The 23,277-nt window shown below is 65.7% G+C and carries 23 protein-coding genes and 1 pseudogene; 20 read left to right on the forward strand and 4 right to left on the reverse strand.

The genetic code is table 11. The features are described from left to right. The first annotated feature begins 33 nt into the window (after nt 1-33). Together BC358_RS08130 and BC358_RS08135 are read left to right on the forward strand one after the other, a co-directional pair. Nucleotides 34-1,128, forward strand: coding sequence for a sensor histidine kinase (locus tag BC358_RS08130; RefSeq protein ID WP_079365425.1), 1,095 nt, complete (start codon nt 34-36; stop codon nt 1,126-1,128). Beyond that, nucleotides 1,125-1,919 (forward strand): LytTR family DNA-binding domain-containing protein, encoded by a 795-nt coding sequence (locus tag BC358_RS08135; protein ID WP_079365426.1) that lies wholly within the window; start codon nt 1,125-1,127, stop codon nt 1,917-1,919. The genes BC358_RS08130 and BC358_RS08135 overlap by 4 nt, the downstream gene beginning before the upstream one ends. A gap of 437 nt (nt 1,920-2,356) precedes the next feature. Here BC358_RS08135 and hutC read toward each other — a convergent pair whose 3' ends face one another. Then, nucleotides 2,357-3,058 (reverse strand): histidine utilization repressor, encoded by a 702-nt coding sequence (gene hutC, locus BC358_RS08140; protein ID WP_066157897.1) that lies wholly within the window; start codon nt 3,056-3,058, stop codon nt 2,357-2,359. 123 nt (nt 3,059-3,181) lie between these two features. Here hutC and BC358_RS08145 point away from each other — a divergent pair, with 123 nt between their 5' ends. Genes BC358_RS08145 through hutG form a run of 6 tightly spaced genes read left to right on the forward strand, consistent with a single transcriptional unit; the run spans nt 3,182 to nt 10,555 of the window. Further along, nucleotides 3,182-4,507, forward strand: a complete 1,326-nt coding sequence (locus BC358_RS08145; RefSeq protein ID WP_079365427.1) for a YjiH family protein — start codon at nt 3,182-3,184, stop codon at nt 4,505-4,507. Between the two features lie 40 nt (nt 4,508-4,547). Continuing rightward, a complete protein-coding gene (hutU, locus tag BC358_RS08150) occupies nt 4,548-6,245 on the forward strand; it encodes a urocanate hydratase (RefSeq protein ID WP_079365428.1) in 1,698 nt (565 codons plus the stop codon). A gap of 20 nt (nt 6,246-6,265) precedes the next feature. Continuing rightward, on the forward strand, nt 6,266-7,807 hold the full coding sequence (gene hutH, locus BC358_RS08155) for a histidine ammonia-lyase (protein WP_079365429.1): 1,542 nt from the start codon (nt 6,266-6,268) through the stop codon (nt 7,805-7,807). A 5-nt stretch (nt 7,808-7,812) separates the two neighbouring features. After that, complete coding sequence (locus BC358_RS08160; RefSeq protein WP_079365430.1) at nt 7,813-8,397, forward strand: HutD family protein; 585 nt, start codon at nt 7,813-7,815, stop codon at nt 8,395-8,397. Further along, nucleotides 8,394-9,608 carry an imidazolonepropionase gene (gene hutI / locus BC358_RS08165; RefSeq protein ID WP_079365431.1) on the forward strand — a complete coding sequence of 405 codons (1,215 nt, stop codon included), beginning with the start codon at nt 8,394-8,396 and terminating at the stop codon, nt 9,606-9,608. The genes BC358_RS08160 and hutI overlap by 4 nt, the downstream gene beginning before the upstream one ends. After that, the gene (hutG, locus tag BC358_RS08170; RefSeq protein ID WP_079365432.1) at nt 9,605-10,555 is read left to right on the forward strand and encodes a formimidoylglutamase; all 951 of its coding nucleotides are present in this window, start codon (nt 9,605-9,607) and stop codon (nt 10,553-10,555) included. The genes hutI and hutG overlap by 4 nt, the downstream gene beginning before the upstream one ends. An 18-nt stretch (nt 10,556-10,573) precedes the next feature. Here hutG and BC358_RS08175 read toward each other — a convergent pair whose 3' ends face one another. Then, the gene (locus BC358_RS08175) at nt 10,574-11,008 is read right to left on the reverse strand and encodes a hypothetical protein (RefSeq protein ID WP_079365433.1); all 435 of its coding nucleotides are present in this window, start codon (nt 11,006-11,008) and stop codon (nt 10,574-10,576) included. A 133-nt stretch (nt 11,009-11,141) separates the two neighbouring features. On the opposite strand from BC358_RS08175, the gene BC358_RS08180 reads away from it, so the two are divergent. From BC358_RS08180 to BC358_RS08215, 9 genes are all read left to right on the forward strand, one after another. Then, nucleotides 11,142-11,747, forward strand: coding sequence for a DUF924 family protein (locus BC358_RS08180; protein WP_079365434.1), 606 nt, complete (start codon nt 11,142-11,144; stop codon nt 11,745-11,747). A gap of 94 nt (nt 11,748-11,841) precedes the next feature. Then, a complete protein-coding gene (locus tag BC358_RS22485) occupies nt 11,842-12,186 on the forward strand; it encodes a hypothetical protein (RefSeq protein ID WP_179130033.1) in 345 nt (114 codons plus the stop codon). 119 nt (nt 12,187-12,305) lie between these two features. Then, nucleotides 12,306-14,222, forward strand: coding sequence for a glutamine--tRNA ligase/YqeY domain fusion protein (locus tag BC358_RS08190; RefSeq protein ID WP_079365436.1), 1,917 nt, complete (start codon nt 12,306-12,308; stop codon nt 14,220-14,222). Nucleotides 14,223-14,301: 79 nt separating this feature from the next. Beyond that, on the forward strand, nt 14,302-15,231 hold the full coding sequence (gene thyA, locus BC358_RS08195) for a thymidylate synthase (protein WP_079365437.1): 930 nt from the start codon (nt 14,302-14,304) through the stop codon (nt 15,229-15,231). A 112-nt stretch (nt 15,232-15,343) separates the two neighbouring features. Then, on the forward strand, nt 15,344-15,781 hold the full coding sequence (locus tag BC358_RS21795) for a hypothetical protein (RefSeq protein WP_179130034.1): 438 nt from the start codon (nt 15,344-15,346) through the stop codon (nt 15,779-15,781). A 232-nt stretch (nt 15,782-16,013) separates the two neighbouring features. Then, on the forward strand, nt 16,014-16,685 hold the full coding sequence (locus BC358_RS08200) for an HD domain-containing protein (RefSeq protein ID WP_079365438.1): 672 nt from the start codon (nt 16,014-16,016) through the stop codon (nt 16,683-16,685). Beyond that, a complete protein-coding gene (locus tag BC358_RS22490) occupies nt 16,672-17,208 on the forward strand; it encodes a dCMP deaminase family protein (protein ID WP_079365439.1) in 537 nt (178 codons plus the stop codon). Before BC358_RS08200 ends, BC358_RS22490 begins: the two co-directional genes overlap by 14 nt. Next, complete coding sequence (locus BC358_RS08210; RefSeq protein WP_143434227.1) at nt 17,196-17,990, forward strand: hypothetical protein; 795 nt, start codon at nt 17,196-17,198, stop codon at nt 17,988-17,990. Before BC358_RS22490 ends, BC358_RS08210 begins: the two co-directional genes overlap by 13 nt. A gap of 44 nt (nt 17,991-18,034) precedes the next feature. After that, nucleotides 18,035-18,541, forward strand: a complete 507-nt coding sequence (locus tag BC358_RS08215; RefSeq protein ID WP_079365441.1) for a DUF523 domain-containing protein — start codon at nt 18,035-18,037, stop codon at nt 18,539-18,541. Nucleotides 18,542-18,669: 128 nt separating this feature from the next. On the opposite strand, the pseudogene BC358_RS08220 reads toward BC358_RS08215, so the two are convergent. Beyond that, a pseudogene (locus tag BC358_RS08220) lies at nt 18,670-20,490 on the reverse strand (DEAD/DEAH box helicase). Between the two features lie 233 nt (nt 20,491-20,723). On the opposite strand from BC358_RS08220, the gene BC358_RS08225 reads away from it, so the two are divergent. The 3 genes from BC358_RS08225 to BC358_RS08235 are packed head-to-tail and all read left to right on the forward strand — an operon-like array spanning nt 20,724 to nt 22,282. Further along, nucleotides 20,724-21,239 carry a helix-turn-helix transcriptional regulator gene (locus tag BC358_RS08225; protein WP_079365442.1) on the forward strand — a complete coding sequence of 172 codons (516 nt, stop codon included), beginning with the start codon at nt 20,724-20,726 and terminating at the stop codon, nt 21,237-21,239. Beyond that, nucleotides 21,232-21,942: a nucleotidyl transferase AbiEii/AbiGii toxin family protein gene (locus tag BC358_RS08230; RefSeq protein WP_079365443.1), complete on the forward strand. Its 711-nt coding sequence runs from the start codon at nt 21,232-21,234 to the stop codon at nt 21,940-21,942. Before BC358_RS08225 ends, BC358_RS08230 begins: the two co-directional genes overlap by 8 nt. 16 nt (nt 21,943-21,958) lie before the next feature. Next, complete coding sequence (locus tag BC358_RS08235; RefSeq protein ID WP_066157851.1) at nt 21,959-22,282, forward strand: hypothetical protein; 324 nt, start codon at nt 21,959-21,961, stop codon at nt 22,280-22,282. A 26-nt stretch (nt 22,283-22,308) separates the two neighbouring features. On the opposite strand, the gene BC358_RS08240 is transcribed toward BC358_RS08235, so the two are convergent. Continuing rightward, nucleotides 22,309-23,223 carry a DUF3014 domain-containing protein gene (locus tag BC358_RS08240; RefSeq protein WP_079365444.1) on the reverse strand — a complete coding sequence of 305 codons (915 nt, stop codon included), beginning with the start codon at nt 23,221-23,223 and terminating at the stop codon, nt 22,309-22,311. Nucleotides 23,224-23,277 lie beyond the last annotated feature (54 nt).

The raw sequence follows: 23,277 nt of genomic DNA on the forward strand, positions 1-23,277 counted from the left end.
ATCGTTGCCGCTCCGCCCGCCACCGAATCAGCCATGAATTCCGCCGTCGCCCACCGCCTGTTCGGCTGGCTGCCTGCCGATGCACGCGAGCGGGCGCTGCGGCGTTTGCTGGTGATCTGGTGCTTCGCATTCGCCATCGGCCTCATCCTCTGGGGCATCGGGGCACGCAGCCACCCGCTGGACATCTCGCTGGTCTACAGCTACGCGATCAGCACCTCGATCTGGTTCTTCAGCGACCCGCTGCGCATCGCGCTGCATGGCTGGCTGCGTACACCGCCGCCGCACTACTGGGCGTCCAATCTGCGTGTGTTCACCTACATGCTGGTGGCGGCGACACTGGGCTACACCCTGGGCACCGCCATCGGCGACGCCTATGCCGGCCGCTCGACCTGGGAGATGGTCAGCCAGTCGCCCAAACGGCTGTTCGGCATCTGGTTCTCGGGCATGGTGATCTCGGGCTTCTTCGTGATGGGCTTCTACCAGCGCGCCAAGGCCGAGGATTTGCGCCGACAGGCCACCGAAGCGCGGCTGAAGCTGCTGGAGACGCAGCTCGAACCGCACATGCTGTTCAACACCCTGGCCAACCTGAGGGTGCTGATCCAGACCGACCCGCCGCGTGCGGTCCAGATGCTGGACCGGCTCAACGACTACCTGCGCGCCACGCTGCGCGGTTCGCGCGCCGACGCCGCCGCAGGCTCCCACACACTGGCCGACGAGTGTGCGCGGCTGGGCGACTACCTGGAGCTGATGGCGGTGCGCATGGGGCCGCGGCTGGCCTTCGGCTTCGACCTGCCGGCCGAGCTGCAGGCGCACCCGGTGCCGCCGCTGCTGCTGCAGCCGCTGGTGGAAAACGCGATCCGCCACGGGCTGGAGCCGCGCGTCGAGGGCGGCCGCATCGACGTGGTCGCGCGCTGCGAAGGCCAGACGCTGCGGATCGACATCACCGACACCGGCGTGGGCATGGCGCCCGACGCGCAGCGCACCGACACCGATGGCGGCTTCGGCCTGGCCCAGGTGCGCGAGCGCATGGCCAGCCTGCCCGGTGGCGCGGGGTCGGTGCAGGTCTCCAGCCAGCCCGGTCAGGGCACCACGGTGCGGCTCACGCTGCCCCTTCAGATCACCCCATGACATCCATCACCGCCCTGATCGCCGAAGACGAACCGCTGCTGGCCGCCGCGCTGCGGGCCGAGCTGGCGCGTGTCTGGCCCGAACTGCGCATAGCGGCGCAGGTGGGGGACGGTGCGAGCGCGGTGCGCCAGGCGCTGGCACTGCGGCCGGAGGTGCTGTTCCTGGACATCCGCATGCCCGGCCTGACCGGGCTGGAAGCGGCCGCCGAGCTGGCCGAGGAGTGGCCGGACGACCACCCGTTTCCCGCGCTGGTGTTCGTGACAGCCTACGACCAGTACGCGGTGCAGGCCTTCGAGGCGCAGGCGGTGGACTATGTGCTCAAGCCGGTGGTGCCGGAACGGCTGGCGCGCACGGTGCAGCGGCTGCAGGCGCGGCTGGGCGAGCAGGCGTCACCGGTGCCGGCGGCAGGCGGAGACGACGCGACCTTCGAGCGCCTGCGCGCCCTGCTCGCCGCGCCCGCTGCGCCCGCGCTGAAGGTGATCCAGGCCAGCGTCGGCAGCACGATCCGGCTGGTGCCGGTGGACGAAGTGCTGGTGTTCGAGGCCGCCGACAAGTACGTGCGGGTGCTGACGGGCGAGGCCGAGCTGCTGATCCGCACGCCGCTGAAGGACCTGTTGCCGCAGCTGGACGGCAGCGTGTTCTGGCAGGTGCACCGGGGCACGGTGGTGCGTGCCACCGCGGTCCGAACGGTGCACCGGGACGAGGCCGGCAAGCTGAGTCTGGAAGTGGCGGGGTTGATGGAGCGGGTGCCGGTGAGTCGGCTCTATGCGGGGCGGTTTCGGGCGATGTGAGCTGGGTGGCTGGCGTTCGGGCGGTTTCGCTCATCCACCTCGCGTCATGCGGGTGGTGAGGCCGGCGTTCTCCGGCTCACGCTCGCGGGCGACGCGCCTCGACCCGCCTGCATGCCTTCGTCAACCATGTCACTGGCGCGCCAACTCTGTGGCAACCGCGAATGGAGCCTACGCCCGCCGACCTCACCACCCCCATGCAGTGCGACCCGGACACTCGAAGAGAGACATGGCGTTTGATTCTTGGCGCGCCAACCCGTCTGCGGGGCTGGGGCGTGGGGAGCCCGGGCGCAGGCTCCATTCGCGGTTGCCCCCACAGCCGCGCACAGGTCCGGTGTTGACGAAGTGGCACCGGCAAACAGGCACCGACGCCCGCGAGGTGAGCCGGAGAACGGGCACCCCACGTCCCAGCCCACCCAACACAGCAGGCAAAAAAGAAGTCAAAAACTCCCCGTGAACTGGTACCGGGAAGCCGGATGCCACATAGCAGCGACAGAAGCCACCTTGCCCATCGACCGCGTCTGCCGCCGCAGCACCAGACAAGGCTCCCCCGCCTGCATCGCCAGCATCTCGGCCACAGCCTGCGGTGGATGCAGCGCCTCGATCTCGAACGACACGCCCTGCAGCGGCGCCACCCGCATCAGGTAGGCGTTCGGCGTCTGCGAGGTGAAATCCTGCGTCAGGTAGTCCGGCGCCACCTCCGGGTTCACGTGCCGGTCCTCCACCTGGATCGGCTGATCGTTCTCGAAGTGCACCACCACCGAATGGAACAGCGTGTGGCCCGGTGACACGCCGAACGCACGCCCCAGCGCCTCACCCGCCTTCACCCGCTCCAGCTTGTGCAGCTCACTGCGGTGCCGGTGGCCGCGGGCGGCGATCTCCTCGGCGATGTTGCGGATCTCCACCAGCGTCGCCTGGTACTTCTGCTGCGCCACATAGGTGCCCGAGCCCTGCACCCGCTCGACGATCTGCTCCTCGCTCAGCTCGCGGATCGCGCGGTTCACCGTCATGCGCGAGACGCCGAACTCGCGCGCCAGCGCTTCCTCGCCCGGGATCGCGTCGCCCTCTTTCCAGGTGCCGTCGTGGATGCGCGCGAGCACGTGGCGCTTGATGGTTTGGTAGGCGGGCAGCTTGTCGGACATAGGGTTTTCCCGGGTACGCCACGCGATCAATGGCATTGACAGACCGGATTCTGGCCCATAAAGTTGTATATACATTTCAACAAGACAGCTTTAAAAGCTGTCTGTCAGACCAGGAGACACCGCATGAACACCAGCGCCGCCGCTGCCAGCGCCCCCAACCCCACCGCCGCCCTGCGCATGCTGGCCTACAGCAGCCTCGGGCTGGTGATGTTTTTCCTGCCGGTGGAGATCGCCGGCAAGACCACCATCCTGTTCGATCACGCCGCCACCTGGCTGGCCACGCAGCAGCGCCCGCTGGCGATTGCCTTCGTGCTGGCGCTCATGGCCTGGGGCGCGGCCTCGCCCTTCATCAAAGGCAGCTGGCGTGCCAGCACCACCGCCACCGTGTTCAGCGCGCTCAAGGTGCTGGGCCTGGTGCTGGCGCTGATGTACCTCACCGGCACCGGTCCGGCCGTACTGTTCCAGAAGGACATGCTGCCCTTCCTGTTCGACAAGCTGGCGCTCACGGTCGGCCTGATCGTGCCGCTGGGCGCGGTGGCGCTGGCCTTCCTGGTCGGCTTCGGTCTGCTGGAGCTGGTGGGCGTGCTGATGCAGCCCGTCATGCGCCCCATCTGGCGCACGCCCGGCCACTCGGCCATCGACGCCGTGGCGTCTTTCGTGGGCAGCTACTCGGTGGGCCTGCTGATCACCAACCGCGTCTACCTGGAAGGCAAGTACACGGCGCGCGAGGCCGCCATCATCGCCACCGGTTTCTCCACCGTCTCGGCGGCCTTCATGATCATCGTGGCCAAGACGCTCAACCTGATGGACGCGTGGAACTTCTACTTCTGGTCCACCTTCGTCATTGCGTTCGCGGTGACCGCCATCACCGCCTGGATTCCGCCGATCTCGCGCATGGACAACAGCGGCGGCGTCAGCGACACGCTGCCGGTCGGCCGCAGCCGCTGGCAGGCCGCCTGGGACGCCGGCATGCACCAGGCCCGCAGCGCACCCTCGCTCTGGCGCGTGCTCACCGAGAACCTGCGCGACGGCATCGCCATGGCCAGCGCCGTGGTGCCCACCATCCTCGCCGTCGGCCTGATCGGCCTGCTGCTGGCGCGCTACACGCCGGTGTTCGACCTGCTGGGCCTGCTGCTGGTGCCCTTCGTGTGGATCGCCGGCCTGGCCGAGCCCATGCTGACCGCCAAGGCCCTGGCATCGGGTCTGGCCGAGATGTTCCTGCCGGCCATCCAGCTCAAGGGCGCCGATCCGGTGGTGCGTTACGTCGCCGCCGTGGTCTCGGTCAGCTCGGTGCTGTTCTTCTCGGGTTCCATCCCCTGCGTGCTCGCCACGCGCATCCCGCTGTCGCTGCGCCAGATGGTCGCCGTCTGGTTCGTGCGCACCGTGCTCAGCCTGCTGATGGCCGCCGCCATCGGCCACCTCGCCCTCGCCCAAGGCTGGATCGCCTGATCCCGCCCCTCCCCACAGCTTGTCCTTCAGGAGTCACCCCATGTCCACCAACACCGATCCCCGCCTCGACCCCACCCGCGTCATCCGCGCCCCGCGCGGCAGCCAGCTGCATTGCAAGAACTGGATCGCCGAGGCCGCGTTCCGCATGATCCAGAACAACCTCGACCCCGAGGTGGCCGAGAACCCGCAGCACCTGGTCGTCTACGGCGGCATCGGCCGCGCCGCGCGCGACTGGGCCTGCTTCGACCAGATCCTGGCCTCGCTCAAAGACCTCAACGACGACGAGACCCTGCTGGTGCAGTCGGGCAAGCCGGTGGGCGTGTTCAAGACCCACGCCAACGCGCCGCGCGTGCTGCTGGCCAACAGCAACCTGGTGCCCAAGTGGGCGAACTGGGAACACTTCAACGAACTGGACCGCAAGGGCCTGTTCATGTACGGCCAGATGACCGCCGGCAGCTGGATCTACATCGGCAGCCAGGGCATCGTGCAGGGCACCTTCGAGACCTTCGTCGAAGCGGGCCGCCAGCACTACAACAACGACCTTTCCGGCAAGTGGATCCTCACCGCCGGCCTGGGTGGCATGGGTGGCGCACAGCCGCTGGCCGCCACGCTGGCCGGTGCCTGCTCGCTCAACATCGAGTGCCAGCAGAGCAGCATCGACTTCCGCCTGCGCACGCGCTACGTGGACAAGCAGGCGCGCGACATCGACCACGCGCTGGAACTCATCCAGGAGCACACCGGCAAGAAAGAAGCCGTCTCCATCGCCCTGCTGGGCAACGCCGCCGAGGTGCTGCCCGAGCTGGTCAAGCGCGCGAAGGCCGGCGGCATCAAACCCGACCTGGTGACCGACCAGACCTCGGCGCACGACCTCATCAACGGCTACCTGCCTATCGGCTGGACGGTGACGCAGTGGAAGGCTGCCCAGAAGGACCCGGCGCAGCACCAGCGCCTGACCGCCGAAGCCGCCCGGGGCTGTGCGGTGCACGTGCAGGCCATGCTGGATTTCCAGGCCATGGGCATTCCCACGGTGGACTACGGCAACAACATCCGCCAGGTGGCGTTCGACCAGGGCGTGAAGAACGCCTTCGACTTCCCCGGCTTCGTGCCCGCCTACATCCGCCCGCTGTTCTGCGAGGGCAAGGGGCCGTTCCGCTGGGTCGCGCTCTCCGGCGACCCGGAGGACATCTACAAGACCGACGCCAAGATCAAGGAGCTGTTCCCGGCCAACAAGCACACCCACCGCTGGCTGGACATGGCGCGCGAACGCATCAGCTTCCAGGGCCTGCCGGCGCGCATCTGCTGGCTGGGCCTGGGCGAGCGCCACTTGGCGGGCCTGGCCTTCAACGAAATGGTGAAGAACGGCGAACTGAAGGCGCCCATCGTGATCGGCCGCGACCACCTGGACACCGGCTCGGTCGCCAGCCCCAACCGCGAAACCGAAGCCATGAAGGACGGCACCGACGCCGTGAGCGACTGGCCATTGCTCAACGCCCTGCTCAACACCGCCGGCGGCGCCAGCTGGGTGTCGCTGCACCACGGCGGTGGCGTCGGCATGGGCTACTCGCAGCACTCGGGCATGGTGATCGTCGCCGACGGCACCGACGCCGCGGCCGAGCGCCTGGCGCGCGTGCTGGTGAACGACTGCGGCTCGGGCGTGATGCGCCATGCGGATGCGGGTTACGAGCTGGCGATTGCCACGGCCAAGAAGCAAGGCCTCAAACTGCCGATGATTGGCTGATCCAAAGAGACACTGCACCCATGAGCACCACCCTCACCCTGAACCCCGGCCAGATGAGCCTGGCCGACCTGCGCGCCGTCTGGCAGCAGCCGGTCACCGTCGCGCTGAACGGCGAGGCCCGCGCCGCCATCGACGCCTCGGCCGCGGCCATCCACGCCATCGTGGCCAAGGGCGACGCGGCCTACGGCATCAACACGGGCTTTGGCAAGCTGGCCAAGACCCGCATCCCCGACGAGCAGCTCGAACAGCTGCAGCGCAACCTGATCCTGTCGCACTCGGTCGGCACCGGCGAACCCATGAGCGACGCCACCGTGCGCCTGGTGATGCTGATGAAGGCGGTGAGCCTGGCGCGCGGCTACTCGGGCGTGCGCCCGGTGGTCATCGACACCCTGCTCGCGCTGCTGAACGCGGGCGTGATGCCGGTGATCCCGGTCAAGGGCTCGGTGGGCGCCTCGGGCGACCTGGCGCCGCTGTCGCACATGACGCTGGCGCTGATGGGCGAAGGCCCGGTGCGGGTGAACGGCGAGATGCGCCCCGCCGCCGAGGCGCTGAAGGCCGCCGGCATCGCACCGCTCACGCTGGCCGCCAAGGAAGGCCTGGCCCTCATCAACGGCACCCAGGTCTCGACCGCACTGGCGCTGCACGGCCTGTTCATGGCCGAGCGCCTGCTCGAAGCCGGCACCACCATCGGCGCGCTCTGCGTCGACGCCGCCAAGGGCAGCGACGCGCCGTTCGACCCGCGCATCCACGCCGCGCGCGGACAGCCGGGTCAGATCGCGCAGGCCGCCGTCACGCGCACGCTGCTGCAGGGCAGCCAGATCCGCCTCTCGCACATGGACAACGACGAGCGCGTGCAGGACCCCTACAGCCTGCGCTGCCAGCCCCAGGTCATGGGCGCCTGCCGCGACCTCATCGCCAATGCCGCGCGCACGCTGCTCACCGAGGCCAACGCCGTCACCGACAACCCGCTGGTGTTCACCGACACCAACGAGGTGCTCTCGGGCGGCAACTTCCACGCCGAGCCGGTCGCCTTCGCGGCCGACACACTGGCGCTCGCGATCAGCGAGATCGGCGCCATCTCCGAGCGCCGCATCGCGCTGCTGATCGACAGCACGCTCTCGGGCCTGCCGCCCTTCCTGGTGAACAACCCGGGCCTCAACAGCGGTTTCATGATCGCCCACGTCACCGCCGCCGCGCTGGCCTCGGAAAACAAATCGCATGCCCACCCGGCCAGCGTGGACAGCCTGCCCACCAGCGCCAACCAGGAAGACCACGTGAGCATGGCCACCTACGCGGGTCGCCGTCTGGCCGAGATGGCCGACAACACCGCCACCATCCTCGGCATCGAATGGCTGGCCGCCGCGCAGGGCGTGGACTTCCACCGCCCGCTGGCCACCTCGCCGCGCCTGCAGGCCACGCACGCCACCCTGCGCGCCCGCGTGCCGTTCTACGACCAGGACCGCCTGTTCGCGCCGGACATCGAGGCCGCGCGCAGCCTGGTGCTGCAGGGCCACGCCACCGACGGCAACGCCGACGCGCTGGCCGGCCTCTGGTCCCACTGAACGCCATGCGGCAGCTCTGCGCGCTCGACATCGCCCCGGTGCCCTGGCGCAACGGCGGTGGCCTCACGCGAGAGCTCCTGGCCTGGCCCTCGCCGCAGGACTGGCGCTGCCGCCTCAGCGTGGCGGACATCGCCAGCGACGGCCCGTTTTCGGCCTTTCCCGGCGTGGTCCGCCACTTCGTGGTGCTCGAAGGCGATGGCGTGGCCCTGGGCTTCGCCGGCCGCGAGGTCGAGCAGCGCCCCGGTGACGCACCGCGGGTGTTCGACGGCGCTTCGGCGCCCGGCTGCCGCCTGCTGGGCGGCCCGGTGCGCGACTTCAACCTCATGATCCGCGGCGGCTCGGGTGGCATGGCCGCCGCGTTGCCTGGCGCCGCCTGGCAAGCCCCCGTCGGTGCCCAGGCCGGCCTGTTCGCGCGGGTGCCCGGCCGCTGGCGCAACGGAACGGAAGCACTCACCCTGCCCGCCCTCGGCTTGCTCTGGTTCGACGCAGCACCGCCGGGCGACTGGCGCTTCGAACCCGACGCCCCCGCAACACCTGAGGCGCCCGTTGGCTGGTGGCTGCACCACATTCCCGAAGGCATGACCCCATGACCACCACCCTCTGGCACAACGCCCGCCTCGCCACGCTGGACCCCAACCACGGCGCCGACGGCTGGGGCCTGGTCGACGACGGCGCCTTGCTCACCGTCGGCGACCGGATCACCTGGGTCGGCCCGAACCGGGGCCTGCCCGCCCACGCCCGGCCAGCACACGAGGTGGACCTCGGCGGCGCGCTGGTCACGCCCGGCCTGGTCGACTGCCACACCCACCTGGTCTACGGCGGCCACCGCGCGGCCGAGGCCGAGATGCGGCTCAACGGTGCCAGCTACGAGGCCATCGCCCGCGCGGGCGGCGGCATCCGCTCCACCGTGGCGGCCACGCGCGCCGCCAGCGAAGACCAGCTGTTCACCAGCGCCGCCCGGCGCCTGCGGGTGCTGATGGCCGAAGGCGTGACCACGCTGGAGATCAAGTCGGGCTACGGCCTGTCGCTGGAGGCCGAGGCGCGCTGCCTGCGCGTGGCACGCCAACTTGGCAGCGACCGCCGCGTCGACGTGCGCACCACCTTCCTCGGCGCCCACGCCCTGCCACCGGAGTACGAGGGCCGGCCCGACGACTACATCACGGCCGTCTGCGAGTGGCTGCCGGCGCTGCACGCCCAGGGCCTGGTCGACGCGGTCGACGCCTTCTGCGAGAACATCGGCTTCACACCCGCCCAGACGCGGCGCGTGTTCGAGGCCGCGCGGGCGCTGGGCCTGCCGGTCAAGCTGCACGCCGAACAGCTGTCCGACCAGGGCGGCGCCGCACTCGCGGCCTCGTACGGCGCTCTGTCGTGCGACCACCTGGAACACCTGAGCAGCGAAGGCATCGCCGCCATGAGGGCCGCCGGCACCGTCGCCGTGCTGCTGCCGGGCGCCTTTTACATGCTGCGCGAAATCAAACTCCCTCCGATTGCCGCGCTGCGCGAGGCCGGCGTGCCCATGGCCGTCTCCACCGACCACAACCCCGGCACCTCGCCCGGCCTGTCGCTGCTGCTGGCGGCCCACATGGCCTGCAGCTTCTTCCGCCTCACGCCGCTGGAGGCCGTGCGCGGCATCACCGTGCAGGCCGCGCGGGCACTCGGCCTGCACGACCGCGGCCTGCTCGCCGCCGGCCAGCGCGCCGACTTCGTGGCCTGGGACCTCGACCACCCGAACGAGCTGGCCTACTGGTTCGGCCACAACCCCTGCCGCCGCGTCGTGGCGGCGGGCATGGAGCGCACATGAACAGCACTGAACACAACCCCTTCGTCTGGCAAGGCCGGACCGACAGCGAAGAAACCGGCGACAGCCGCCGCTGGCACCACGTGGTGCGCCCCTTCGATGCCGCCTCGCAGGACGGCGTGGCGCTGATCGGTTTTGCGGTCGACGAGGGCGTGCGCCGCAACGGCGGCCGGCCCGGGGCCGCCGAAGGCCCGCGGGCGCTGCGCGGCGCGCTGGCCAATCTGCCGCTGCTGGGCGAACCGGCGCTGTGGGACGCGGGCGATGTGGACGGCAGCCGCCTCGGCCTGGAGGACGCGCAGCAGGCTCTGGCCGGCCGCATCGCCGACGTGGTGGCCCGGGGCTGCCGGCCGCTGGTGCTGGGTGGCGGCCATGAAATCGCCTGGGGCACGTTCCAGGGCATCGCGCGCGCGCACCCCGACCGACAGCGTGTGCTGATCGTCAACCTCGACGCCCACTTCGACCTGCGCATGGCCGCCCAGGGCAACTCGGGCACGCCGTTCCGCCAGATCGCCGACTGGTGCCAGGCGCAGGGCCGGCCGTTCGACTACCACGTGCTGGGCATCAGCCGCTTTGCCAACACGCAGGCGCTGTTCGACCGCGCAGCGGCGCTGGGCGTGCGCCACCGGCTGGACGAAGAACTGCAGTCCGCCGGGCAGCTGGCGCAGGCGCAGGCCGCACTGGCCGACGACCTGGCGCGCTGCGACGGGGTCTATCTGACGCTCTGTCTGGATGTGCTGCCGGCACCGTGGGCGCCCGGCGTCTCGGCCCCGGCCCCGCTGGGCCTGCCGCTGGCCCATGTGGAAGCGCTGGTGGACCAGGTGATGGCCAGTGGCCGCGTGCTGGCGGCCGACTTGGCGGAACTCAACCCCCCGCTCGACGAAGGGGGGCGCACCGCGCGCGTGGCCGCCCGGCTGGCGGCGCGCATCGCGCGCGGCTTCGCGGCCCGCTGAGGGCCGCGGCGGCCACCGTCAGTCGCGGTCCTTGTGGTGACCGCGGCCGTGACCGCGACCGCGATCGTGCCAGTGCCCGTGACCATGACCGCGGTCGTCCCAGCGGCCCGGGCGGTCGCGCCAGTGGCCACCGATCACCACCGGGCGCGGGGGTGCGTAGACCACCGGCGGGCCATACACCACGGCCGGCGGACGGTGGTAATACACCGGGGCGGGCTGCACCACCACCGGCGGCGCGTAGTAATAGGCGGGCGGCTGGTGCACCACCACCGGCGCGTTCGAGGCGCCGATGCTGACGCCAGGGCTGTTCACGCCCACCGACCAGTACACATCGCGGGCATGCGCCTGGCTGGCGGCGGTGGACAGCGCCCAGGCGCCGGCCACCAGGCTCACGGCGGCCAGGCCACGGGCCCAGGCCGAGGTGCGTCGCAGGCTGGGTGAAAGGGTGTTCATCGTGAGGTTCTCCATGTGTCGGGGCCTGGATTCGGACCCGGTGCCCGAATTACAGGCCGAATCCCGGTAACCTGCACCTCACGCTCGGTCAATCTCGTAGCCATTCGTAACAGCAGCCCCTTGGTTTACCCGCATGTCTGCACAACCCAAAGACATTCTCGATTTCTGGTTCGGCGACGGCCTGTCGACCGGCTGGCCCAGCGACGACCGCAGCGCGCTCTGGTTCGGTGGCGGCCCCGCGCTGGACCGGCAGATCAGCGAACGCTTCGGCAGCCGCGTGGAGCAGGCGCTGGACGGCCAGCTCGTGGAGTGGGAGAACGACCTGCTGGAGCGGCTGGCGCTGGTCATCCTGCTGGACCAGTTCACCCGCAATGTGCACCGGGGCCAGGCGCGCGCCTTTGCCGGCGACGGCCGGGCGCAGCGGCTGGTGCTGCAGAGCCTGGCGCTCGACCAGGACGCCGATCTGCCGGCCATCGGCCGGGTCTTTCTCTACATGCCGCTGATGCACGCCGAAAGCCCGGCGCTGCAGGACGAGTGTGTGCTGAAGTTCGAGGCCCTGGTGCGCCAGAGCCCGCCCGCGCTGCAGCAGAAGCTGCTGGGCAACCTCAAGGCCGCGCGCGCGCACGCCGACATCGTCCTGCGCTTCGGCCGCTTCCCGCACCGCAACGCCGTGCTCGGCCGCGACAGCACGCCCGAAGAAAGCGCGTTCCTCACCCACGGGCCGCGCTTCGGACAGTGAGGGCGCGCGCTCAGTTCCCCAGCACGAACATCAGCGCGGCCCCCGCCACCGCGCCGACCAGCAGCATCACCACCTGCTTGATGCCTCCGCCCTGGTGCGCGGGCGGCAACTCGTCGGGCAGATCATCCGCCACGGTGTCTTCCACCTGGGTCGGAAGGTAGGACGGGTCCACCGCCGCGCCGCCGCGCCGCAGCGGGCTGCCCGGCGCCGCCCAGGCGGCCCACAGGCCGTGCGCCTCGGAAGGCACCACCGCGCCGCTCTCCACCGCCGCCTCCACGTCGCTCCAGCGGATCAGCACCTGGACCGAAGGCAGGAACACGTCGTCCACCTGCGTGGATTGCCACTCGGACTGTTCGTCCATCACGAACGTGTCCGGGTTGTCCTGGTCCTTGTTCATCGTCGGTTCCCTCGGTCGGCGTGGCGCGTCGGTCTGTATTGAAAGTGGCGCCAACGATATCGGAAACCCTTTGCCGCTGACACCCCCCAAACGCTCCCCCTGTCGGCTTGCAGGCCGGACCGCCCCGGAATCCGCGCGGAGCGCCGCCCTAGAATGGCCGGATGAGCTCCAACACCCCTTCTTCCCCCTCTAAAAACAACGTTCCCGCCGCCGCCGACGGCGAGGAGCACAAGGTCTCCAACTTCCTGCGCCAGGTCATCGAAAAGGACCTCGCCCAGGGCACCTACGCCACCCGCAAATGGGGCGGTGGCCCCGGCGACGGCGACTTTCATGAAGCCGGCCAGCCCGACCCGGCCAAGATCCGCACCCGCTTCCCGCCCGAACCCAACGGCTACCTGCACGTGGGCCACGCCAAGAGCATCTGCCTGAACTTCGGCCTGGCGCGCGACTACGGCGGCGTCTGCCACATGCGCTTTGACGACACCAACCCCGAGAAGGAAGAAAAGGAGTACGTGGACTCCATCCTCGACGCGGTGCAGTGGCTGGGCTTCAACTGGCAGAGCAGCTTCAACGGCAAGACTGAGGATCACCTGTACTACGCGTCGAACTACTTCGACTTCATGTACCGCGCGGCCGAATACCTCATCACCGCCGGCCACGCCTATGTGGACGAACAGACCGCCGAAGAAATGCGCGTCAACCGCGGCGACTTCGGCAAGCCCGGCGTGGACAGCCCCTTCCGCGCCCGCACGCCGGAGGAAAACCTGGCCCGCTTCCGCGAGATGCGCGACGGCAAACTGGCCGACGGCGCCGCCGTGCTGCGCGCCAAGATCAGCATGCAGTCGCCCAACATCAACATGCGCGACCCGGCCATCTACCGCATCCGCCGCGCCACGCACCACAACACGGGCGACGCCTGGTGCATCTACCCCATGTACACCTTCGCGCACCCCATCGAGGACGCGCTGGAGCAGATCACCCACTCCATCTGCACGCTGGAGTTTGAAGACCAGCGCCCCTTCTACGACTGGCTGATGGAGCGCCTCATCGAAGGCGGCCTGCTCAAGGCCCCGCCGCCGCGGCAGTACGAATTTGCGCGCCTGAACCTCACCTACGTCATCACCAGCAAGCGCAAGCTGGCGCAGCTGGTGAACGAGAAAAAAGTCAGCGGCTGGGACGACCCGCGCATGCCCACCATCGTCGGCCTGCGCCGCCGCGGCTACACGCCCGAAGCGATCCAGCTGTTTGCCGAACGCATCGGCGTGACCAAGAGCGACTCGTGGATCGACTACAGCACGCTCGACGGCTGCCTGCGCGAAGACCTGGAAAACAAGGCCCACCGCGGCATGGCCGTGCTCGACCCCGTCAAGCTGGTGCTCACCAACTGGGCCGAGGTGTTCGGCTCTGACGGCTACACCGAAGACTGCACCTTGCCTGCCCTGCCCCACAGCGCAATCGGCGAAGGCAAAGATGGGAATGATGGCGCTGGACGCGCCGTGCCCCCGCCCGACCGCGTGTTCAAGATCGGCAAGGACGTGTGGATCGAACGCGAAGACTTTGAAGAAGTGCCGCCCAAGGGCTACAAGCGCTTGACCCCGCCCAAGGTGAACCCTGACGGGTCCACGTCCCCCGGCGCTGTGGTGCGCCTCAAGGGCGGCTACGTCATCGAATGCACCGGCTGCGCGAAGGATGCGGACGGCAAAGTGACCGAAGTGCACGCCAAAGTGATTGCCGGCACCAAGAGCGGCACCCCCGGCGCCGACAGCGTCAAGGCCAAGGCCGCCATCACCTGGGTGGGCGCCGCCGACGGCGTGAGCGCCGAAGTGCGCCTGTACGACCGCCTGTTCACCAACCCGCAACCCGATGCGGGCGGCAAGGACTTCCTGGACGCGCTGAACCCCGACAGCCTGAAGGTGGTGACGGCGTATGTGGAGCCGTCACTGGCTGCAGCCAAGCCGGACCAGAAATTCCAGTTTGAGCGCCACGGCTACTTCGTGGCCGACCGTGCGGACCATGGGGTTGGCGGGAAGGTAGTTTTCAACCGGGTGACGGGGTTGAAGGACTCTTGGGGGAAGTAACCGTACGTTGCGACACTATGATACAAGGTTGAGCAGAGTAATCTCGAGTTGATATTTCAACAGTGCACCAAGGATCACAATGACACATTTCATACCAGACAGCTCGAATCACGGCGAACAGGGCTATTTGAACATGCTCCATCGGATACTTACAGATGGAAAGTATAGGAAACCAGAAGGAGAGGAGGGACGAAAGGAGTTATTCGCCCAACCATTACGCTTTGACCTTTCGGACAACAAGCTGCCTCTTATGACAACCAAGAAGACCTTCTTTAAGTCGCTCGCGGTTGAGATGCTCTGGTTTATTTCTGGGGAACAGGATGTCGAACCCTTGAAGAACGGAAACGTCAAGATCTGGGATCTGTGGGCGAACGAAGAGGGAGTCGTAGGACCTCTCTACGGTTTCCAGTGGCGACATTGGAGGGTAGACCCCGAGGCTGCACCATTCTATGGTGGCAAGTCTGAGATAGACCAGTTAGCGGAGTGTATTAGCTCGCTCAGGAATCGACCTGAAGCTAGGAGTCACATGATCACAGCTTGGCGCCCTGACCACCTGAAGCTGATGTCAATCAAGCCATGCCATATCCTTCTCCAATTCTACAGACACGGCAGCGAACTCAGCCTGATGTTAACTCAACGTTCCTGCGATGCATATCTCGGGGTCCCCTTCAATATCGCACAATACTCACTCCTAACGCACATGGTGGCGCATCAACTCGGCTGCACGGCAAAGGAATTCATCTGGGTTGGGGGAGACGTTCATATCTATGAGAACCACTTCGAACAGGTCAGTCTACAGCTGAAGAACCCAATACTCCCCCCGCCTAAGATCGAATTCAAGCGAACACCGGAGTCGATCGATGACTATCGGTTCGAGGACTTTGTTCTGGTAGGTTACGAATCAGCTGGTTATGTTCCGGGCGAAGTCTCGGCTCAAGGTCAACCAGGGAAGGGGGTTCGACTGCCACAAGCTTGGCGCACGACGGGGCACTCGCGTCCAAATGATTGAGACACAGCCAATCAGCATCGTGCGGTCTCGCAGGTATACCTGCGGGATCGCATGTGTATCTATGGTACTCAGGGCACTTCGTTTGCCCCCTCTAGACGAGCCGACACTCTCGATGCTCCTTGGTTTGAGAGTGCCAACAGCCGCTGTCTCAGACTACCCTGGCTCCATCGCAGATGATGATCCCACTTCCCATGGCATCAGACTTCGTGACAAAGAACTCCAACGGCTAAGCTGCTTCCTGCAGCAATTTGGCTTCGAGCTCAAGACCTCATTCCATCCAATAGCCAACATCCAGAGAGATAACTTCCCCGAGTATGTCTCGGAACTGCTATCTAGAGACGAGCAACTTGTCATTGGTTACGATTACAAGATAGTGTTCGAGGAAGGGGAGAGCCTCGGGCACATGGGCCTCATTACAGGGGTCACTACTAATAGGTCAGAGATAGATCTCGTGGAACCAGAAGATGGAGTCGTTGCGCGAGTGGATGAGAGCAAACTCTTCACCGGAGCATCAGCATTCAGAAGTGGCATATGGTCGTTCAGTACGTAGGAAAGATATCCGGATGACACATGACCATGACACCCGCATTCGCTGGAGCATAGAAAATCGGCGTTGCGCATACTGCGGGGCCGATCTCAATAGGACCAAGATAACAGGAAGCGGAAGGTTCGAGGACGGGTTATTTTGCTCTCTTGATTGCTACGCCAGGTTCCATGGAGGGTCGCCCCTGCCAGACCTCTTGCCAATTCCGCCTTCAAACTCCGAACACTAGGGCAGGAATGTGACTAGCAGCCTCCACGATACACTCATACCGCTATTCTCCGAGATTCGCCTAGGTTTCGGCAGAATCATTCGATGGCAGAAATTTGTGCAACACCTGCCAATCCGGCACGAGTCTCTACTTGAGCATACCTTCGATACCGCGCTGCTTGCACTAGTTGCCTCGGAGATCGTTGACATTGCACACCCCGAACTGAAGCTCGACAAATACAAGATACTTGCATGCGCATTGCTCCACGATGTGCCGGAGGTGCGAACGGGTGACATTGCATATGCGGAGAAGAGGTCAATTCACGAGATCGAAGAGGCATGGGCATTGAGATCTATGTTCCAGTTACTGCCGGGGTCTGTGAGGGAGAGGCTTGAGTACTCGTTCGCGCTGCAATCGGACACAATCGCAGGAACGCTTGATTGTGGGGGCTCCGAGGAGACACCGGAAGCGCGGGTTTTCGAATTTGTAGAGCGATATGGGTACTTGCTCTTTGCGCTTGAGCAAGTTCAAGAGGATGTCAAGAACCTCCCACTTCTGGCCCATGTGCTTCAAATGCAAACAGATCGGCTGATATTCCTCATCTCGGCACTTCCTGGCCTTGGCCAGATCCTAGACCGGGGAGCCCTTCGGGAACTCCAGGCCGTCATTCAACATGAGGCACCTGTGAATGTCGAACGCTAGAACGAACCATCTCGATTGGGACCATTTCTTCATGGGTGTCGCATTGCTCGCGGCGGCTAGGTCGAAAGATCCGAAGACCCAGAACGGAGCATGTGTCGTGAGTACCAAACAGAAGATTCTTGGGGTGGGTTATAACGGTCTCCCTGTCGGTTGCGACGATAGAGATCCGATCTTCTGGCTTGACGATGATGATGATGCGTACCATTCGAAACATAGCTATGTTGTACATGCGGAGATAAACGCAATTCTGAACTGCGCAATCCTACCCATAGATGATGCCGTGATGTACACCACGCAATTCCCCTGCGTTAAGTGCACCCAAGCAATTATCCAAGCTGGGATTAGGCAGATCAAGTACTTGCACTCGAAGAAACTCCATACATCTCAAAATGCGGCCGCCCAGAAAATGCTGGATGCATCTGGCGTCAAGTACGTCCAGTTATCTGAAGATCTTATTTCGTGGTCTGGAGGGCTTACCTCCTATCTCAGCACTCAGAAAGGGGGCCCATCTTGGCACACCTAAATCGCCAATTACTGAAGGAAAGACTATCTCCAGAACCAGAAGGGCTCTCTCAAGAGCGCTATTACATAGGCTTCGGAGATGTGCCCCCAGACGCCCTAAAGCGTTATGGAATAGAGAGTGCACAGTCGCTTATTACTGATGTCGGTCTCGACGTTACTCTCAGCGAGAAACACGTCTACAACCTGACGTCCCAGCAGTATCTTGAGATCCACTCGGCCGGGCAACAGGGTGCCTTCGTCACGGTGCCACCACACGCCACTATTTCTGTGTTGACGAACGAACGTATTCGGCTGGGCGAGAAGCTGGGGGGACTGGTTGCGTCAAAAGTGCGGATGGTCTCATATGGGTACTCTCATATCAGTACCACGATTGATCCGGGCTGGGATGGTCAACTTGTTTTGACCTTCACAAACACCCTTCCTAGAGGCCAGAATCTTACAATTGGTCATAAAATAGCGACAATTGTGCTGTTCGAATCAGTCAGTGCCATCCCCTATAAGGGCGAGCAACCAGAGGTAAGCGCCGAGAAGGTTAACAAGATCTGGACTAGGTATGCTCAAGAGGCGACCATAGCGAGTCGACTGAGACGAAGGAGGAACATCTACCTGGCGTTCTCCGCACTCATTATTTTGCTTTCGCTAGCAGTCCAGTATCTTGATATTGAGACAATCCAAGCATACGAGAAGACCATAACAATCGCTGGCGGCGTCGGGTCCGCTATTGGTGGCGCCCTAGCTATCATCTCCCTGTACTTGTACCTGAAGGACTCACGCAGGATCTAATGGCACTTGGACTCCGGGCATCATAAATCTCTCTGTTGTAAGCATTGGCTAAGATACTAGTTAGTGCATGTCTGCTCAATAACCCTACGCGCTTCGATGGGAGAGCGGTGACCTGCGACCATCCGAGACTCCACCAATGGCTAGCGGAGGGAGAGCTAATCCCCTTCTGTCCCGAGATATCTGGCGGGATGGGAGTGCCCAGGTTGCCATCTGAGATTCAAGGTCCGTTAGGCGGACACGGTGTTCTAATAGGAACCTCATTTGTTAGAGACAGGAATGGGATCGACGTTACGAGCAACTTCCTCTTGGGGGCGCAACTCGCTTTAGGGCTTGCAAGACAGCATCGAATCAGGATAGCAATCTTGAAGGCGAAGAGCCCGTCGTGCGGCTCGGGTCTAATTGGAGATGGGTCTTTCAATGGAATGCTGGTCAAAGAGGACGGCGTAACCACAGCATTGCTCAAGTCAGCTGGGATAAGTGTATTCAACGAGTCCCAAATTGACGAGGCGGCCCGACTCTACGAGGCATACCTGGACCCCAGCAGCGACTAATTGTTAGCTGTTGGGCGCCACCATGACTAGCGGTCCCGCTAAGTCCGAGCAGAGCGTCTCCGGTTGCCTTCGACGAGGGTCGGACCCGGAAACTGGCAGGGTATTGGGGGCAGATCTCGCTTTTTTTCCTACAGTCGCGCAGCAAACCTCCCACCCCCACTCGCCCCTATCACCAACCGCTGCGTCGCCCGCGTAGCCCCCACATAGAACAGCCGCGCTTCCTCGCGCTCGTCTTCGCCCTCGGCGGGCATGCGCCCGGCACCCACCAGCGCCACCACCGGGAACTCCAGCCCTTTGCTGACGTGCAGCGTCATCACCTTGATGCTGTCGTGCGCGGGGTCGAACACGCTGGACGAATTGCGGCGCAGCTGGTGCGGCAGCTTGCGTTTGCGCAGGAATTCGGCACACATGTCCATTTCGCTGTGGTGGCGGCAGAGGATGGCCATGTCGGCCCAGGCGTGGCCTTCGCGGTGGGCGGTGGCCAGCAGCTCGGCCACCTGGGCCACCTCTTCGCGCAGGGTGGGCAGGCGCACGATGAGCGGCGCCTCGCCGTCGCGCCCGCAGCTGACGGGTTTGAGCAGGGGCACGCCGTCGTCGTCCTTGTCTTCGGCGGTCAATAGATCAGCAGCGACCAGGCTGGCGGTTTGCAGGATCTGCCGCGTGTTGCGGTAGTTGATCCTGAGGATGGTGGTGCGCCCCTGCGCCTGGATGCCCACGCTTTTGAAGCTGAAGTTTTTGCTCTTCTGCGTGCGTTCGTAGATGCTCTGCGCGTCGTCGTACAGCACGAGCAGGCTGTTGGTGGTGGGGTCCACCATCTGCACCACCAGGCGCAGCCATTCGGGCGCGAAGTCGTGGCCTTCGTCAAGCAGCACGGCCTGGTATTGCCCGCTGGGGATCTGGCCGCGGTCCACGCCGGTGATGACGCGCTGGACCATGTCTTCAAAGAAGGCGTCCCACGACAGGTTCTGCGGGGGCAGGTCTTGCCCGTAGGCCACCAGTTGCTGACGACACCATTTGTGGAAGTGCACGGCGTGCACGCGGTCGGTTATGCCTTTGGCGGCCATCACGCGCGCAATCTGCCGGGCCAGCGGTTCGTTGTAGCAGAGGATGAGGATGGGTTTGTTGGCGGCGGTCTGGGCCTTGGCCAGGTGTTCGGCGCGGTAGCCCAGCAGCATGGTTTTGCCCGAACCGGCCACGCCGTGGATGACGCGGTGGCCGTCGCCCAGGCTGCGGGCCAGCTGCTCTTGCTGCAGGTCCATCACCCGCATGATGCTGGGCAGTTCGGCGGCTTCGTCAGCATCGTCAAACAGCTCGCCGGTCACCTGCACGCGCACCTCGGGGAACATGATCCAGCGCACCCGGTCCATCTGCGGCAGCGACATGACGCCGCCCATCATGAAGGGGAACATGTCCCACAGCCGACTTTGCAGCGCCTCGGGCTCCACCTGTTCGCCCATCTCGTCCTGGCAGATGACGCGGTGCGGTTCGATGGCGTGGGCGAGTTCGGCCTTGTCGAACTGCGCGCGGGTGATGTTGGGCAGCACCACGCCGTAGCTCCACGGAAAGGCCAGTTTGCCTTTGTGCCGGCCTTCGGGCTGCACCAGCTGCGGGTCGCGCTCCAGCGCGTTGACCACCTGGTGCGCGTACTGCCGGGCCTGTTCCAGCGGGTTGGGAATGGTCTTGGGGCCGAGCTCGCCGTGGATGTCCTAGGTCTGTTTGTTGGCCTGGATGAGGGAGGAGAGCCGGAAGTCCTTGACCTCCAGGATCAGGATGCCCCGGCGCGGGTGCATGACCACAAAGTCCGGGTGCTGGTGCCGGGGGCCGACGGCCACGTCGTACCAGAGCAGGTAGTCGGCGTCGAGCTTCTGTTCAAGCCGCTCGGCGGTGCGGCGTTCGCCGGGCGTCATGCGTGCAACGCAACTGCCCAGGGCGGGTATCAGTGTGGCCATCTGACTTGTGTCTTTTTGTTTCCCTGGGCGCATGATGCACGCTTTTGGCAGGGACGTGCTCGTTTACCTGCCAACGTCGGCCACCTGCGCGACGCCTCGCGCCTCCTTGCCAAGCCCTGGCACCACAACGCGAATGTGCGGCATGAACAACCGGATCGCGAGCACCAATTCATTTGATAAATAGTGTTTCTCAAACTTGACAATATGGCCATATTGAACAGAATGAGGAACAAATGCCAGCCCAACCACCCCTTCCGCTCACCCAAAGCGCCGCCCAGTTGCAAGCCTTGGGCGCACAGCTTCGCGCACGCCGCAAGGCGCTGCGGGTGAGCAGCACGGCGGCAGCGGAGGCCGCCGGTATGTCGCGGGTGACGCTGCATCGCATCGAGAAGGGAGAGCCTTCTGTGGCGGCCGGCGCCTGGGCCAACGCCATGGCAGCGCTGGGCATGTCGCTGGTGGCCATCAACACTGAAGACGCCCGCACCGCTGGTCCTGGGGGTGCGAGCCGGGTGGACACGGCTGACTGGATACCGGTGCGCGTGCGCCTGGCGGACTACCCGCAGCTCAAGGCGCTGGCCTGGCAGGTGCACGGCACCGACACGCTCACGCCCGTCGAGGCGCTCGGCATCTACGAACGCAACGCGCGCCATCTGGACACAGCAGCCATGTCGCCCGCCGAGCGGGCTCTGCTGCAGGCCCTGCGCACGGGCTTGGGCAGCGGGGCGGCAGTGGGCACGCCCGATGTTTGAGCGCCCGTACCACCAGCGCATTGCACATGTGTTGGCCGCACTGGATGGTGCTGCGCTGCGCCAGCACGGCTGCCTGTTCGGAGGGGGCACCTGCATCGCTCTGCGCCACGGCGAGTACCGCGAGTCCGTGGACATCGACTTTCTGGTGTCGGACGCAGCGGGCTACCGGGAACTGCGTCATTTGCTCACCGGACCAACCGGGCTCAACGCGGTGGTGCAGCCCGGCGCCCAGCCGCTGACGATGCTGCGCGAGGTGCGTGCCGATCAGTACGGCGTGCGCACGGTGGTGCAGATGGACGGTCAGGCAATCAAGTTCGAGATCGTCCGTGAGGCTCGGATCGAACTGGAGGTGCCCGGCCCGGGCGACGTGGTGTGTGGCATCGGCACGCTGACGCGGCTCGATCTGGCGGCGTCCAAACTGCTGGCCAACTCGGACCGACAAGCGGACGACGGCGTGTTCAGTCGCGATGTGATCGACCTGGCCATGATGGGCCTGCGCCTGCCCCTGTTGCGCATGGCGCTGACCAAGGCCGAACAGGCCTACGGGCCTGCAGTGGCGCGCGATCTGGCCAAGGCGATCGACCGCCTGCAGGGGCGCCAGGGGTGGCTGGAGCGCTGCATGCAAGCCATGGCCATGACGCTGCCCAGGGCCTTGCTCTGGCAAAAGGTCCGCGCCCTGCGCAGGGTGTTGAAAGCCGGGTAGGTTCGGGAAGCCACCCATGCCCCGCCCCCACCACCACGTCTACGTGATCGAGCTGCACCCGGATGTGCTGCAGGAGCGCAAGTTCCGTCAGTGCAATCCGGGCTATGTCCAGGGCAAGCCGTGCGTGTATGTGGGGATGACGGGGCTGGACCCGGATGTGCGCTTCGACAAGCACAAGGCAGGCATCCAGGCGAATGGCTATGTCATGAAGTACGGCCTGCGCCTGCTGCCGGACCTGTACGAGGGTTTCAACCCGATGTCCTATGAGGATGCGCAGCAGCGCGAGGTCGAGATCGGCATCGACCTGCGCTCGGCGGGCTTCGGGGTGTGGCAGGCCTGAACCGTTTCAGGTCGGGTGCGCGGGGTCTACTTCTTCACCAGATGCTGGCGGAGGTCGGCCAGCTTGGCCTGCAGGCGCCGCTGGTTGTCGGGCCCGACGCGGATGAGGATCTTGCGCCCGGCCGACAGGTTCTGCAGCTGCGGGTCGGCAAACTCGTAGCGCACCCAGGGCCGTTGCGAAGGCACGGAACCTTTGACTTCCACCAGATGCACAGCCGGCGCCTGCGCGGGCACGGGCGTGTCGATCAGGTGGTCGATCACCTGCACCAGCCGGTCGTTGAAGTAACGCCCCGGGAAGCCCTGCTCCACATAGGCCTGCTGAACCAGCGGGTAGAGGCGGCGGTACATGCCCACCGCCTGGGCGGTGTCGATCGACTCGATCAGGCTCACCAGTGGCTGGTAGCGCCGGCTGTTGTCGGGGTGGATGGTCTCGGTGCCGTCGGCGCTGTTGCGCCGGGTGGTGAAGCGCTGCGGCGTGGGGCTGACGGGCCAGACGGTGACCGGCGCGTGCGGCCGTGCGAGGTTGTCCACGGTGGCCACCGCGTGAGAGAGGAAGCCGTCGATCTGCAGGAAGTTGAGCACGTTCTTGCGGCCGATCAGTCGCTCCAGCATCTGGTTCACCTGCGGCCCGGCGTCGGCCAGCGCAGGCAGGGGTTCCTTGTCGGCCTGGCCGTCGGCGCCGGGTTCGGCGGCGTCGATGGGGTGTTCGACCGCGGGCGTGGCGGGCGCGGCTGCGGGGGCGGCCGGAGGGGCAGGTTCGGCGGGTGCAGCGGGTGCGGCGGCCACCGGTGCGGCTTCGGGTGCGGGCACCGCTTGGCTGCGCTTCCAGGCGTAGTAGCCGCCTGCGGCCACCAGGGCGAGCACGATGGCTGCCACGAGCAGGGAGGGAATGCGGGAAGGTTCGGGGGGACGGTACTCGTCGCGATCCAGTTCAGGTTCCATGGGCCTCATCTGCGCCGTAGCGGGTGGACAGGCGGACCATCCTACGCGTCTGGA

Source organism: Hydrogenophaga sp. H7 (assembly GCF_002025745.1).
Lineage (GTDB): Bacteria > Pseudomonadota > Gammaproteobacteria > Burkholderiales > Burkholderiaceae_C > Hydrogenophaga > Hydrogenophaga pseudoflava.

Bases quoted from the DNA above. Each gene is read 5' to 3' on its own strand.
- BC358_RS22490 (WP_079365439.1), top strand. From the start codon at position 16,672: ATGTCGAACGCTAGAACGAACCATCTCGATTGGGACCATTTCTTCATG.
- BC358_RS08225 (WP_079365442.1), top strand. From the start codon at position 20,724: ATGCCAGCCCAACCACCCCTTCCGCTCACCCAAAGCGCCGCCCAGTTG.
- hutU (WP_079365428.1), top strand. From the start codon at position 4,548: ATGTCCACCAACACCGATCCCCGCCTCGACCCCACCCGCGTCATCCGC.
- hutI (WP_079365431.1), top strand. From the start codon at position 8,394: ATGACCACCACCCTCTGGCACAACGCCCGCCTCGCCACGCTGGACCCC.
- BC358_RS08175 (WP_079365433.1), bottom strand. From the start codon at position 11,008: ATGAACACCCTTTCACCCAGCCTGCGACGCACCTCGGCCTGGGCCCGT.
- hutH (WP_079365429.1), top strand. From the start codon at position 6,266: ATGAGCACCACCCTCACCCTGAACCCCGGCCAGATGAGCCTGGCCGAC.
- BC358_RS08135 (WP_079365426.1), top strand. From the start codon at position 1,125: ATGACATCCATCACCGCCCTGATCGCCGAAGACGAACCGCTGCTGGCC.
- BC358_RS08240 (WP_079365444.1), bottom strand. From the start codon at position 23,223: ATGGAACCTGAACTGGATCGCGACGAGTACCGTCCCCCCGAACCTTCC.
- hutC (WP_066157897.1), bottom strand. From the start codon at position 3,058: ATGTCCGACAAGCTGCCCGCCTACCAAACCATCAAGCGCCACGTGCTC.
- hutG (WP_079365432.1), top strand. From the start codon at position 9,605: ATGAACAGCACTGAACACAACCCCTTCGTCTGGCAAGGCCGGACCGAC.
- BC358_RS08160 (WP_079365430.1), top strand. From the start codon at position 7,813: ATGCGGCAGCTCTGCGCGCTCGACATCGCCCCGGTGCCCTGGCGCAAC.
- BC358_RS08190 (WP_079365436.1), top strand. From the start codon at position 12,306: ATGAGCTCCAACACCCCTTCTTCCCCCTCTAAAAACAACGTTCCCGCC.
- BC358_RS08235 (WP_066157851.1), top strand. From the start codon at position 21,959: ATGCCCCGCCCCCACCACCACGTCTACGTGATCGAGCTGCACCCGGAT.
- thyA (WP_079365437.1), top strand. From the start codon at position 14,302: ATGACACATTTCATACCAGACAGCTCGAATCACGGCGAACAGGGCTAT.
- BC358_RS08180 (WP_079365434.1), top strand. From the start codon at position 11,142: ATGTCTGCACAACCCAAAGACATTCTCGATTTCTGGTTCGGCGACGGC.
- BC358_RS08230 (WP_079365443.1), top strand. From the start codon at position 21,232: ATGTTTGAGCGCCCGTACCACCAGCGCATTGCACATGTGTTGGCCGCA.
- BC358_RS21795 (WP_179130034.1), top strand. From the start codon at position 15,344: ATGCTCCTTGGTTTGAGAGTGCCAACAGCCGCTGTCTCAGACTACCCT.
- BC358_RS08130 (WP_079365425.1), top strand. From the start codon at position 34: ATGAATTCCGCCGTCGCCCACCGCCTGTTCGGCTGGCTGCCTGCCGAT.
- BC358_RS08145 (WP_079365427.1), top strand. From the start codon at position 3,182: ATGAACACCAGCGCCGCCGCTGCCAGCGCCCCCAACCCCACCGCCGCC.